The organism is Candidatus Pelagibacter bacterium nBUS_29, from assembly GCF_051200905.1.
Lineage (GTDB): Bacteria > Pseudomonadota > Alphaproteobacteria > Pelagibacterales > Pelagibacteraceae > Pelagibacter.
This window is the reverse complement of the sequence record NZ_CP172843.1, coordinates 1,107,562-1,120,433: the sequence shown is the minus strand read 5'-3', so window position 1 is coordinate 1,120,433 and position 12,872 is coordinate 1,107,562. Positions and strand designations below refer to the sequence as shown.

Here is a 12,872-nt window from a genome sequence, read left to right as displayed (position 1 = left end):
AGATGAAAAATAAATTAGCTAAATTAAAATATATGCCAAATAATTTTCAAATTATTGAGGAAGGTGATCACGTAATTTGTGCTATTTCACAAAAGAAAATACCTTTAGAAAATTTAAATTATTGGAATGTAGATAAACAAGAGGCTTATTTTTCCTATGTTGAGTCTTCAATTAAGAGAGAAAAAGACGAAATAAATAATTAACTTTTCCATCTATCATGGGTCCATATCCACTGATCTACATTTTTTAAAATCATTTTTTCAAGAACTTTATTAAGAAACTCAGTAATTTCTAAGATAGATTTTGATTTATTTACCTTGATTGGTTTTGAAACATAAATTTTAAAATAATTTTTTTTATAACGCTCAATATAAATAGGAACTAATTCACAATTATATTTCTTTATTAGTTGAGCAGGTATAGTTGTAGTTGTTGCAAGATTATCAAAAAATTTAACTTTTTCACCTTCTCTAACTCTTTGATCAATCATTAAAGCTATTGATTTACCTTTAATTAAATTTTTAATAATTTCACGACTTCCAGCTCTTCCTTTTTTAATTTGGTTTCTACAAATATTTTCTTTTCTAATTTTTTCCATAGTCTTATTTAAAAAGATATTATTTAATGGTCTATAGATTGTAGCAAGTTCAATACCAGCTTTTTCAATTTCCATTGCCATCAGTTCAAAATTATTAAAATGACCTGAAATAAAAACAGCTTTTTTATTGTTCTTTTTTAAATTTTCTAGATATTCGAAGCCTTCTATTGAGACATATTTTTTTAAATCATTATTTCTAAATTTTTCTAAATAGACGTATTCAGAAAAAATTCTACCATAATTACCCAGAACATTTGAGGCAATTTTATTAGGATTATTATGATTTTTAATGTTTGCCTTCCTTAAATTTTGAATGATTAATTTTTTTGATCTAAATATTGGGCCTATAGTTTTTCCAATAAAAAAACCAAGGTTTGATGAAAATCGATAACCAATTAATTTAAATAAAATAAACAAAATTTTAATTAAAATAAATTCAATAAGGTAAACTAATTTTTTCATAATTTTGATAGCAAAGTTTTTTTAAAATTTTTTTTATCATTAATTTCTAACTTAATTTTTAAAAATTTTATATTTTTTCTTTCAATTTTATTTAATCTAAAAAAATCTTTTTCAGTTGTTATTATTGTAAAATTTCCCTTTTTAGCTTTGTCTTTTAATTCTTTAAGTTCAATTTGTGTAAGCTTATGATGATCAGGAAAAATTATTTTTTCACAAATATCAAATTTATATTTAAGTAAAGTTTTCTCAAATTCATGTGGATTTCCAATACCACAAAACATTAAATATTTTTTTTTTAAATTAAATTTTTTTAAATTTAATGGCTTGTATTTTCCCTCAAAAATTTTCAATTTTTGATTGATAGATTTAAGCTTAGACAAAAGTTTATAATTTTTTCTTTCTCCGTTTACAAAGATTAAATCATATTTATTAATTGCATTTATGTTCTCTCTTAAAGGCCCAGCTGGAAGCATAAATTCATTTCCAAGAGCATCTTCTGAATTAAAGCATACAATTTTTAGATCATAATTAATGTTTTTTTGTTGTAATCCATCATCTAGTATTGCTACTTCATAATTTTTTTTTGTAGCTGTTAATAGAGCATTCCTTCTATTATCTGATGATATAATTTTTCCTTTATTTTTTAGTAAATCTATTTCGTCTAGCTGATTTTTATATTTTTTTTTTATAAATACAGTCTTAAATTTTTTACAAAGTAATTCATTTATTTCTATTGCCAAGGATGTTTTGCCTGTGCCACCTACAAAAATATTACCAATGCATATAGTTTTAATTGCAAATTTTTTCTTAATAAAAAGTATTTTTGAAATATTAATTAAATATGTAATTAGAGATAGAGGATAAAGTATAAATGAAATAAAATTTTTTGTTTGCCAAAATTTTGGTTTGATTAATTTCATATTAAATATTTATTTATATAAAATAAATTTTTTTCAAGTACATCATTTCCTATTTTTATAATTTTTTCTATATTTTGATTGGCATTTTTACTGTTTAATTTTTTAAATATTATTTTTTCCATAGATGAAATATTAGAGGTTGGTGATGACATTTTAAGCTTATTCAAAAAAGCATATATTTCTTTGAAGTTTTTTACATTGGGTCCATTTATAATGTAATTCCCCAATCTTGCAGGTTCTAGAGGGTTTTGACCACCATGTTTTATTATTGAGCCACCAACAAAAGTCACATTTGTTAAATCATAAAACTTAGATGACTCACCGTAGCTATCAACTAAATATATGTCTGTGTCTTTTTGTATTTCTTTTTTAGAAGAATGAGTGATAATTTTAAGACCTAGTGTATTCAAATCACCTATAATTTTACTAGTCCTACTAATATGTCTTGGAATTATTATGGTGATTAATTTTTTTTCCTTTTTTTTTAAATTTTTATGTAATTTACCAATCAATATCTCTTCAGTGTTGTGTGTACTAGCAGCACACCATACCTTAACATTTTTGAACTTATCTTTTAATGGTTTGTTAGCATGATCTTGATTATTTTTTTCACCAAAATATTTTAAATTACCTGCAACCTCTATATTTTTAACTTTTAACAATTTGAGATATTTAAAGGTCTCTACATTTTGAGGTAATGCTAATGATATTTTATTAAATACTTGGTTTGCAAAATTTGGAAAAATTTGCCACTTGTTAAAACTACGTTCTGTAATTCTAGCATTCATAATTATGATTGGAATATTTTTCAAATGTAAATTTTTGATCATATTTGGCCATATTTCTGAGTCTATAAAAATTGCTAATTCTGGTTGCCAGTATTTAATAAACTTCTTTACAATATAATTATTATCTAATGGAAAATATACATGTGATGTTTTTTTTAATCTAAGTTTTTTAAAAATTTTTGCAGAACTAGTTGTGGATGTTGTTAATAAAATATTATTTATTTTTTTATTTTTTTCTAATTTTCTAATAATTGGAACTATACTCATTAGCTCACCAACACTAGCTGCATGTAACCAAATTTTTTTTTTATTTTCTTTTTGAGAATATATACAAAATTTCTCTTGAACTCTTTTTATATCTTCCTTACCATTAATTACTCGAAAAAAAATGATTATAGGCGATATTATAATTATTAAGTTGGTAAATATATTGTAAAAAAAATACATTAATTTTTTTTAATTTGATGTTCATAAAAATTTTTATAAATTTTTGATTGAGCTAAAAGCTCCTCATGTTTTCCTGAGTCAATAATTTTACCTTTATCGACTACATATATATTATCTGAATTAAGAATTGTTGATAACCTGTGTGCAATTACAATAGTAGTTTTATTTAAAATTAACTGACTTAATGCTTTTTGAATTTTTTCTTCAGTTTCAGAGTCTAATGATGAAGTCGCCTCATCTAATAATATTATTTTACTTTTCTTTAAAAAAGCCCTTGCTATTGAAAGTCTCTGTTTTTCTCCACCAGATAATTTTACTCCATTTTCACCTATCATGGTTTCATAACCATTCTCTAAATTATCAATAAACTCTTTACACATCGATTGTTTTGCAGCCTCCAAAACTTCTTCATTGCTAGCTTCTGGTCTAGCATATTTAATGTTGTTTAAGACTGTATCGTCAAATAATGTTGTGTTTTGATCTACAATGGATATTTCACTTCTTAAAGATGCTAAATTAAATTCTGATATATCTTGATTGTCTATATGTATAGCACCATTAGTTGGGGCATAAATTATTGGTATCATGTTCAATAATGTTGATTTACCAGATCCACTATGACCAACTAACGCGGTCATTTTACCACCAGTAAATTTTGCATTAATATTTTGAAGGACCTTATTATTCAGATTGGACTTATAGGTAAAGTCAACATCTTCAAAAATTATATTTCCATTTGAAATTACCAATCTATCTTTATCTTCATTGAAATTAATTTTATTTTCAATATCTATAATTGGTAGAATTCTTTCTGCAGCAGCAAAACCCTGTGATATTGAAATATTAACTTTAGTAAGTGTTTTTACAGGTTGATAAGCTAGCATCATTGCTGCAAGAAATGAAAAAAAATTATTTATCGCAATCTCACCGCTAATGATCAATTTTCCAGAATAAAATATCAAAATTGCAATCATTATACCTGTTAATATTTCCATCACTGGTGCTGATCTAATATATACAGCTGAAATTTTTGCAGATTTTTCTTTCAAATCATTAACAAATGATTCAGATCTATTTTCTTCATAATTTTCTCTTTGAAAAATCTTAATAATCTTATGATTTTTAAAAAGATCAATCAAATATCTATTTAAATCCCCAGATTTTTCTTGTGCTTGAGTTGAAATTTTACTCATTCTTTTTCCTAAAATTTTTGCAGTGATAGAGGCAAGTGGAATCATGATAATTGCAATTAAGGAAAGCTTCCAGTTTTGCAAAAACATCACACAAAGTAATCCTATTAATGTAAGACCGTCTTTGAAAATACTTAGAAATGCTTCTGCTAACATTCTTGTGATTTGATTTACATCAAAATTTAAATTTGAAATATATTTACCAGAGTGTTTACTTTCAATAATTTCAGTATCAGCCCTAATAAAAGATTTTAACATATCTGTTTGTAAAATTTTTTTAATTTCCTCAGATACATTAATCATAATAAGTTTTGCAAAATAAAGAGAAATACCTTTTGCACTAAAGGCAATAATAATTGCAAGTGGAATTAAGATAATTAAGGTTTGATCTTTGTTAATGAATATTTTTTCTATTGCTGGATCTAAAAGCCAAGCTGTTGCCGAAGTACTTAAAGCAACTATTATAGAAAAAAAAGCAGCTAATAAAATTTTACCAATAAATTTTTTTGTATAATCTTGATAAAGTCTTTTGAATATTTTTGATTTTATCATTTTAATTATATTAATTTTCCAATAACAATATTGATAAAAATTATTAACCCTAACAAATTATTACTTTTAAATTTAGTTAAACAGTCATTAGATAATCCAGTATTTAATTTTTTAACTTGAAATACTAATAGGTGCAGAGTTGGTATTATCATAAATAAAAAATAATAGATTTTAAATTGCATTAATATCCCTACTAGAAACAAGGATAAAATAAATAAAGAGTATGAAATATACAAAAATTTTTTTGGATCATTTTTAAACTTTATTGAAGTTGATTTTACTCCTATTATCTCGTCATCCTTAATATCTTGAAACCCATAAATTGTGTCGTAGCCTAGTGTCCAAAATATGGCTCCAAGATAAAATATAATTGGAACTATTGAAATTTCGTTTGAAATTGAAATCCAGGCTAAAATTAACCCATAATTAAATGTAATTCCTAAAAATAATTGTGGCCAATAAGTAATTCTTTTCATTAACGGATATGTAAAAGCCAATGGCATAGATATCAAAGCCATCAAGATCGTGAAATTATTAAAATTGATTAATACTAAAAAAGCAGCACCACATAAAAATAAAGCATATACTGATGCAAGCTTTATAGAAACTTTACCAGATGCAATGGGTCTATTTTTAGTTCTTTCAACTTTTTTATCAAAATTTTTATCTGCTATATCGTTTACTATACATCCTGCTGAGCGCATTAATATTGAGCCTGAAAGAAAAAGCGCAGAATAAAAAAAATAATTTAATAAATCTAAATTTAAATCGTAAACTATTGTAAGCCCCCAAAGGCATGGCCAAAACAAAAGCATAAAACCAATAGGCCTTCCTAATCTTGTGAGCTCAATAAATAGCTTTATTTGGTTCATAATTTACTTGTAAATAACAAAGGCTAGTTTCATAATCAAATTGATTCGTATGAATATAGATTACACAGTTACAGCACTAATGTTTCCAGCTATTCCTTTGCTAATGAGCATCTATAGTAATAGATTTCATTCACTTAGTAAGCTTATTAGAGAACTTCATGATGAACACGTTTACGAAAACCATATTCCTCATGAGTGGAAAAAACAATTTATAAACCTAAGTGGAAGAATTACTCTTTTGAGATGGACTATTATGTTTGCTGCTTTTGGATTTTTGTTCAATATGATGACCGTACTAGGCCTTTATTTAAATGAAATATTTATTGCAAGATTAATTTTTGGCTCTTGTTGTTTATCTATGATAATTTCAATTCTTTTCTTTATTAGAGAAATTCATATCTCAACTAATGCACTTAAATTGCATATGGCTGATATGGATGTGGATGTTAGTTAGGAATAATTACTGCAGGACCTAAAATTTTTCTTCCCTCTAAATCCTGGTGAGCCCGAACTGCTTCATCTAATTTATATTTTTTAAATATTTTTATCTTAACTTTTCCAGAACTAATTTTTTCAAACATTACTTTAGATGCTTCATCTAGCTCTTCTTTAGTAGATAGATATTGCTGCATAGCAGGTCTTACAAGATATAAACCTTTTGGCTGAAGCATTTTAGGAACGTTTATATCTGACAATGGTCCTGATGCATTTCCAAATGAAACCATCATTCCTCTTGTTGTCAAACATTCAATAGATCCATCTAAAGTGTCTTTACCTACACCGTCATAAACTACAGGAACACCTTTACCGTCTGTAATTTCTAAAACTTTTTTTGCAAAATCTTCTTTATTATAATTAATTACATGATCGTAGCCATTTTCTTTTGCTATATTTATTTTTTCATCTGAACCAACAGTACCTATAACTGTGCAGCCTAAACTTTTTGCCCACTGACCAAATATTTGACCAACTCCTCCAGCTGCTGCATGATAAAGAATTGTTTGTCCTGAATTTACGGGAAATGTTTTATGTAATAAATAAAATGTAGTTAAACCTTTTGTCATCAAAGTTGCTGCAACCTCAAGATCAATACCCTCTGGTACTTTTACAAGATTTTTTGTTGGGTAATTTCTGTGTGTTGAATAAGATCCTAATGGAATACCAGCATAAGAAACTTTATCACCAATTTTATAATCTTTTACATTGTCTCCAACTTCAGTAATAACACCTGCACCCTCCAAACCCAAACCGCTTGGCATTTTTAAAGGATATAAACCTGATCTGTGGTAAGTATCTATATAATTAAGACCAATAGCTCTTTGTTCTATTGTTACCTGGTCCGTGCCTGGCTTATCTAGAGTAATATCTTTAAGCTCTAAAACTTCAGGCCCACCATTTTTTTTAATTTCTACAGCTTTCATAATTTATTTTACAAATGTATCATTATGATAATCTTGTACTGCTTGCAAGATTTCAGCTTTAGTATTCATTACAAAGGGTCCGCCTCTTGCAATTTCTTCGTTAATTGGCTTTCCTGAAATCACTAAAAACTTAGCATCTGATTTTGCTTTTACAGTTAAATCCTCACCTCTAGTTAATAGTATTAAAGTACTATCTTTAACATTATCATGTTTATTTTTGCCTATTTCGATTTCACCATTAATCAAATAAATAAAACTATTATGAGTTGATGGTAATTTAAAATTGAATTCTTTGTCTTTATTTAATTCAACATCAAAATAAACTGGTTCAACATTATGACCTTTGACAGGGCCTTCAGCATTTTCATATTTACCAGCTATGACTTTAACTTGTTTATCTCCATCTTTGTGAACACTCATTTTATCTGCATCAATATAAATATATTCAGGCTTACTCATCTTCAATTTAGCAGGCATATTTACCCATAATTGAAAACCATGAAGCTTACCTTCTTTCATTGCTGGCATTTCAGAATGAATTATTCCACTTCCTGTTTTCATCCACTGAACATCTCCCGCAGTCATTCTACCTTCGCCACCAGTGCTATCTTTATGTTCAAAATCTCCAGCTAACATATAGGTGACTGTTTCAATTCCTCTGTGAGGGTGGGATGGAAAACCTGCAATATAATCTTCACTATTTTCTGATCCAAATTCGTCCAACATTAAAAACGGATCAAAGTAATTTGGTTCAACACCAATACTTCTTTTTAATTTTACTCCAGCACCATCTGATGCTGGAATAGGGTCTATAATTTTACTTACTTCTATATTTGACATTTAATTTCCAAACTTTTTATCAAGACTAAAATCTTTAGCTCCATTAACAACAAGAAATAAAAATCCTCCAGCAAGACCAATGTTTTTCATAAATGAAATAAAGTGCATTTGATCACTTAAATCACTATGGAAAATAATCGCAGTGGCTATACAAAATACACTTAGCAAAGCTGCTGAAATTTTAACTTTATATCCTGTTATTATTAGTATTGAAGCAACGATTTCTAATATGATTGCTGGGATTAAAAAAATACCAGGCATACCTAAGGACTCCATCCAACCAACAGTTCCTTCATAGTTTCCAATTTTATTTATTCCACTTAATAAAAAAATAAGTGAAATAAAAAACCTTGCTACTAAATCTAATATATTTGTCATAATTTATTTATTGTGTGAACCATCACAGAATGGTGCATTGTTAGTTTGTTTACACGCACAAAAAAATACTTTCTTTGTTTCTTCTGCCTTGTATGCTAATGGAGTAAAATCAGTTCCTTTATGTGATCCATCACAAAATGGTTGTTTTTTTGATTGTCCACATGAACACCAATAATAAGATTTATCTTTTTCAACTTCTACTGCAATTGGTCCATTGCCAGCACTCTGTCCTTTAGTCATATTTACCCTTTCGATTAATATCGAACATAATTAATGATTTGTTGTAAATTATGCAAGTACGCAAAATAATCATACTAGTATGTATAAACATACCTTGATAATTAAAATAAAATAGTTATTTAAGTAGATATGAAAGAATTAATTAATTGCCCAGCTGAAAGAGCTATATATTTTCTTGGCGGTAAGTGGAAAATAAGAATTCTATTTACACTGTTTCACAAAAAGAGGGTAAGATTTAATGAGTTAAAGAAAGTATTAAAAACTATCACTCAACAAATGTTATCTAAGCAACTTAAAGAGTTAGAAATAGATGGTATTGTTAATCGAAAAGTTCATCAAGTAGTGCCTCCTAAAGTAGAGTATTCACTTACTGAATTTGGCTTATCAGTAATTCCTATTTTGAAATCTTTTTCTGATTGGAATAAAAGAAATACTAAAACTATCTCATTAAAACTTAATAAAAACTTTGAAGAAAACAGAATAAGATAAAGCTTATTCTTTTGACAACATTGTTTATTTGTGATTGTATTGATTAGCGCTGATTTAAGTTAAATTGCAGAGCGCTTTAAAAATCCTGCTAAAGCGACACTTCAACCACCGCTTTAGCCGGTGGTTTTTTTTTGAAATTTTCTCAAATTAAAATCGGGTATTTGAACCGTATTGTGCGCCCAGCATTTTGCTAAAGCACTAAAAAGGAGAGAAGAGCTAATTTTTACCCTCTTTGGTTAATTAGTTTCTTTTCTCCAAATTAATGGAGGGAAGAGCTATTTCAAAATAAATTGATTTGATTTGTATCAAAGTTTAAGCCTCTTAACTCTGTATTGGAGAAAAAATGAAAACAAATATACTAAAAGAAAGATTAGATAAAGGACCTGTGATTTGTGCTGAAGGTTTTTTATTTGAAATAGAGAAACGTGGATATATGGCATCTGGAGAATTTGTGCCAATGGTATCTTTAGATCATCCAGAAGTTCTTGAAAATTTGCATAGAGAATTTCAACATGCAGGATCTGATATTGTTGAAGCCTTTACTTACAATGGACATAGAGAAAAGATGCGAGTTATAGGTAAAGAAGAATTACTTGAACCGCTAAATCGTTCTGCTTTAAAAATTGCAAAAAAGGTTGCTTTGGATACACCTAAAGGATCTCAGCCAAATTTAATGGCTGGAAATATTTCTAACTCAAATATTTGGAAGGAAGATGATAAGCAAGGCCAAAAAGTAGTTGAAGGCATGTTTTCTGAAATGATTGGTTGGGCAGTTGATGAAGGTGCGGACATGTTAATTGGTGAAACTTTTTATTATGCTGAAGAAGCTTTTAAAGCTCTTGAAGTAATGAAGAAAGCTAATCTTCCAACTGTATTAACAATTTCTCCAATGGGTGAAAACAAAATGAGAGATGGAAAGTCTGTAGTAGATACATGTAAAGAGCTGGAACAAAGAGGTGCTGATGTTGTGGGCTTAAATTGTTTTAGAGGACCAGCAACAATGTTGCCATTCTTAAAGGAGATTAGAAAAGCAGTCAAATGTCATGTAGGTGCTTTACCAATTCCATATAGAACTAATGAAAAATTTCCAACTTTTTTTAATTTGCCTGACAGAGCCGATTGTGGCTGTCCTTCTCCACATGGAAGAACATTCCCAACAGCTTTAGATCCACATTTTTGTAATAGATATGAAATAGGTCAATTCGCAAAAGAGGCAAATGATTTAGGGATAAATTATCTCGGTGTTTGCTGTGGAGCTAATTCAATGCTGATTAGGGAAGTTGCAGAAGTCAGTTGGATTAACTGTTCCAGCAAGTAAATATAGAGAAAAAATGGAAAATCATTTTATGTATGGAAAAAATAAAAGAATTCCAAAACATATGACTGATTATGGAGATAAGGCTTAATTTTAATTAGATTTTATATTGGGTAACAGATCTTTTAAGTTATTGATCTCCAACTTTGGTTGGTAGTCAAGTTTATCAAAAATATTATTATTTCTGTTTACCCAAATAGAATTATAACCATAATTTCCTCCACCTGATACATCCCAAGTGTTTGCACTCAAAAAAGCAACTTCATTTTTTTTAATTTGATATTTGTTAATTGGCATATCGTAAACTTTTGTGTCTGGTTTATAAATCCCTACTTCTTCGATTGAAAAAATATCATCAAAAATATTTTCTAAATTATTACTTTTAACTAATTGATTGAGAAGGGTGGGTGTGCCGTTTGAGAGAATAGCTAGTTTATATTTTTTTTCTTTAAGTGATTTTAAAACTTCTGTAACTTCAGAAAATGGTGAAAGGATTTTATAAAGATCTAACAACTCATTTCTCATCGAGAGGTCAATTTTATAAGCTTGCATTGACTTATCCAAACTATCCTCAGTCACTTGCCAAAAATTTTTATGTCTTTTCATCAAACTTCTAAGCCAAGTATATTCTAGTTGAGTTGTTCTCCAATAATTTGCAAAACCTTCCCACTTATTACCAATTTTTTCTTTACATTTTTCTGCTGCTGAATTGACATCAAATAATGTGCCGTATGCATCAAAAATTATTGCTTTAATATTTTTCATAATTAAACTTGTCTTAATGAGTAATATTAGATTATTTTATAGTGAAAGTTTATCACTTAATTTAACAGCTACACTTGATAAATCACAATCTCATTATGTGAGTAAAGTAATGAGAGTTAAAGAAAATGAAGTTTTTTCATTATTTAATAGTAGCGGAGAGTGGGAAGCAAAAATTTTAAGTATTTCAAAAAGTATCGTTAAATTTAATATTACCAATCAATTGAGACAAAAAGAAAACCCCAAAGAATTATGGCTTGCTTTTTCACCCATTAAATCAAACTATTTTAATTTTATGATTCAAAAAGCTACAGAGTTAGGTGTTACAAAGTTTTTACCCATAATATTTGATCGAACTATTGTTCGTAAGATTAATAAAGAGAGAGTTGAAAAAGTCATTATTGAAGCAACCGAACAATCTAATCGGATTAACGTTCCTTTAATCGAAGACCCTCAATCTTTGGAATCTTTTTTGAAAAATAAAAACATGGATTTAATATTTACGGATTTAAACTCAAAAAATAATAAAATTGATACAGATCAAATAACGTCTAAGCCAACTTGTGTAATAATTGGACCGGAGGGAGACTTTTCTGAATTGGAAAGAGAACAGATTCTTAAATTTGAAGGTGTTCAGCCAATTAAAATCAATGAAAACATACTGAGATCAGAAACAGCTGTGATTTCAGCTATATCGATCATAAATTATGCAATAAATTGATATTTTGTCGCGAAAAGTAAAGTGTAATTTTACAAAAGACGAACTATATAGTGTTTACAAATGAAAAAATTTTTATACATATTTCTAACTATTTTTTATTCATCAAACGCGTTTGCTAATCAACCAAAAGATTGGCAACTAGGTTTTCAGAATGCTGCATCCCAGTCAATGAGGGAGATAGTTAATTTTCATGATAATTTGTTACTACCTATTATAATTGCAATCAGTGTCTTCGTATTATTTTTGATGATTTACGTGTCTATTAGATTTAGAGCTTCAAGAAATCCAAACCCATCAAAGACAACACATAATGTTGCAATCGAAGTGTTGTGGACTTTAATTCCATGCTTAATTCTGATTGTTATAGCGGTACCATCTTTCAAAATTCTATACAAACAAGACACTATTCCAAAAGCAGATGTTACGGTTAAGGCTATAGGTTACCAGTGGTATTGGGGTTATGAGTATCCAGATGAAAATATTATTTTTGACTCATATATGATTGAGACAAAAGACTTAAAAGAAAATCAACCAAGACTACTTTCAGTAGATCATGAAGTTGTTGTTCCAGTTAATAAAGTAGTGAAGGTTTTAATTACAGCAAATGATGTTTTACATGCTTGGGCATTACCATCTTTTGGTGTTAAGAGAGATGCAGTGCCTGGAAGAATTAATGAAACATGGTTTAAAGCTGAAAAAGTTGGAACTTACTACGGACAATGTTCTGAGCTTTGTGGAATTAAACATGCGTTTATGCCAATTACTGTGAGAGTTGTATCAGAAGCAGATTATGCAGAATGGCTAACAGGAGCAAAAATTAAATTTGCAAAAGAACCGTTATTAGAAAACGAAAATATAAAACTAGCGAGTAACTAAT

General features: G+C 28.1%; 15 protein-coding genes, 1 pseudogene and 1 riboswitch. Of the genes and pseudogenes, 6 read left to right on the top strand and 10 right to left on the bottom strand.

Going from position 1 to position 12,872, the window contains the following annotated elements:
• The first annotated feature begins 2 nt into the window (after nucleotides 1–2).
• Nucleotides 3–203: a DUF2093 domain-containing protein gene (locus ACIJYA_RS06005; protein ID WP_435088016.1), complete on the top strand. Its 201-nt coding sequence runs from the start codon at nucleotides 3–5 to the stop codon at nucleotides 201–203.
• Here the strand turns inward: ACIJYA_RS06005 and ACIJYA_RS06000 are convergent.
• Genes ACIJYA_RS06000 through ubiA form a run of 5 tightly spaced genes read right to left on the bottom strand, consistent with a single transcriptional unit; the run spans nucleotide 200 to nucleotide 5,829 of the window.
• On the bottom strand, nucleotides 200–1,060 hold the full coding sequence (locus tag ACIJYA_RS06000) for a lysophospholipid acyltransferase family protein (protein WP_435088014.1): 861 nt from the start codon (nucleotides 1,058–1,060) through the stop codon (nucleotides 200–202). The two genes, ACIJYA_RS06005 and ACIJYA_RS06000, sit on opposite strands and share 4 nt — an antisense overlap.
• Nucleotides 1,057–1,980, bottom strand: a complete 924-nt coding sequence (lpxK, locus tag ACIJYA_RS05995) for a tetraacyldisaccharide 4'-kinase (protein WP_435088012.1) — start codon at nucleotides 1,978–1,980, stop codon at nucleotides 1,057–1,059. Before lpxK ends, ACIJYA_RS06000 begins: the two co-directional genes overlap by 4 nt.
• A complete protein-coding gene (locus ACIJYA_RS05990) occupies nucleotides 1,977–3,215 on the bottom strand; it encodes a 3-deoxy-D-manno-octulosonic acid transferase (protein WP_435088010.1) in 1,239 nt (412 codons plus the stop codon). The genes lpxK and ACIJYA_RS05990 overlap by 4 nt, the downstream gene beginning before the upstream one ends.
• Complete coding sequence (locus ACIJYA_RS05985) at nucleotides 3,215–4,957, bottom strand: ABC transporter ATP-binding protein (protein ID WP_435088009.1); 1,743 nt, start codon at nucleotides 4,955–4,957, stop codon at nucleotides 3,215–3,217. The genes ACIJYA_RS05990 and ACIJYA_RS05985 overlap by 1 nt, the downstream gene beginning before the upstream one ends.
• Nucleotides 4,958–4,962: 5 nt before the next feature.
• Nucleotides 4,963–5,829 carry a 4-hydroxybenzoate octaprenyltransferase gene (gene ubiA / locus ACIJYA_RS05980; protein ID WP_435088007.1) on the bottom strand — a complete coding sequence of 289 codons (867 nt, stop codon included), beginning with the start codon at nucleotides 5,827–5,829 and terminating at the stop codon, nucleotides 4,963–4,965.
• A 49-nt stretch (nucleotides 5,830–5,878) separates the two neighbouring features.
• Here ubiA and ACIJYA_RS05975 point away from each other — a divergent pair, with 49 nt between their 5' ends.
• Nucleotides 5,879–6,283 carry a DUF2721 domain-containing protein gene (locus ACIJYA_RS05975; RefSeq protein ID WP_435088006.1) on the top strand — a complete coding sequence of 135 codons (405 nt, stop codon included), beginning with the start codon at nucleotides 5,879–5,881 and terminating at the stop codon, nucleotides 6,281–6,283.
• Here ACIJYA_RS05975 and ACIJYA_RS05970 read toward each other — a convergent pair.
• The 4 genes from ACIJYA_RS05970 to ACIJYA_RS05955 are packed head-to-tail and all read right to left on the bottom strand — an operon-like array spanning nucleotide 6,276 to nucleotide 8,708.
• Entirely contained in the window at nucleotides 6,276–7,250 is a 975-nt protein-coding gene (locus tag ACIJYA_RS05970; RefSeq protein ID WP_435088004.1) for a quinone oxidoreductase family protein, read from the bottom strand. The two genes, ACIJYA_RS05975 and ACIJYA_RS05970, sit on opposite strands and share 8 nt — an antisense overlap.
• 3 nt (nucleotides 7,251–7,253) lie before the next feature.
• Nucleotides 7,254–8,090 (bottom strand): pirin family protein, encoded by an 837-nt coding sequence (locus tag ACIJYA_RS05965; protein ID WP_435088002.1) that lies wholly within the window; start codon nucleotides 8,088–8,090, stop codon nucleotides 7,254–7,256.
• Entirely contained in the window at nucleotides 8,091–8,468 is a 378-nt protein-coding gene (locus tag ACIJYA_RS05960) for a DoxX family protein (RefSeq protein ID WP_435088000.1), read from the bottom strand.
• A 3-nt stretch (nucleotides 8,469–8,471) separates the two neighbouring features.
• Entirely contained in the window at nucleotides 8,472–8,708 is a 237-nt protein-coding gene (locus tag ACIJYA_RS05955; protein WP_435087998.1) for a CDGSH iron-sulfur domain-containing protein, read from the bottom strand.
• Between the two features lie 129 nt (nucleotides 8,709–8,837).
• Here ACIJYA_RS05955 and ACIJYA_RS05950 point away from each other — a divergent pair, with 129 nt between their 5' ends.
• On the top strand, nucleotides 8,838–9,197 hold the full coding sequence (locus ACIJYA_RS05950; protein WP_435087996.1) for a winged helix-turn-helix transcriptional regulator: 360 nt from the start codon (nucleotides 8,838–8,840) through the stop codon (nucleotides 9,195–9,197).
• Between the two features lie 146 nt (nucleotides 9,198–9,343).
• A riboswitch (SAM riboswitch) is annotated at nucleotides 9,344–9,409 on the top strand.
• 131 nt (nucleotides 9,410–9,540) lie between these two features.
• Nucleotides 9,541–10,603, top strand: a pseudogene (locus tag ACIJYA_RS05945) (homocysteine S-methyltransferase family protein).
• A gap of 2 nt (nucleotides 10,604–10,605) precedes the next feature.
• Here ACIJYA_RS05945 and ACIJYA_RS05940 read toward each other — a convergent pair.
• Complete coding sequence (locus tag ACIJYA_RS05940; RefSeq protein WP_435087994.1) at nucleotides 10,606–11,277, bottom strand: haloacid dehalogenase type II; 672 nt, start codon at nucleotides 11,275–11,277, stop codon at nucleotides 10,606–10,608.
• Nucleotides 11,278–11,293: 16 nt separating this feature from the next.
• Here ACIJYA_RS05940 and ACIJYA_RS05935 point away from each other — a divergent pair, with 16 nt between their 5' ends.
• Nucleotides 11,294–11,995: an RsmE family RNA methyltransferase gene (locus ACIJYA_RS05935; protein WP_435087993.1), complete on the top strand. Its 702-nt coding sequence runs from the start codon at nucleotides 11,294–11,296 to the stop codon at nucleotides 11,993–11,995.
• A 60-nt stretch (nucleotides 11,996–12,055) separates the two neighbouring features.
• The gene (gene coxB, locus ACIJYA_RS05930; RefSeq protein ID WP_435087991.1) at nucleotides 12,056–12,871 is read left to right on the top strand and encodes a cytochrome c oxidase subunit II; all 816 of its coding nucleotides are present in this window, start codon (nucleotides 12,056–12,058) and stop codon (nucleotides 12,869–12,871) included.
• Nucleotide 12,872: the final 1 nt, after the last annotated feature.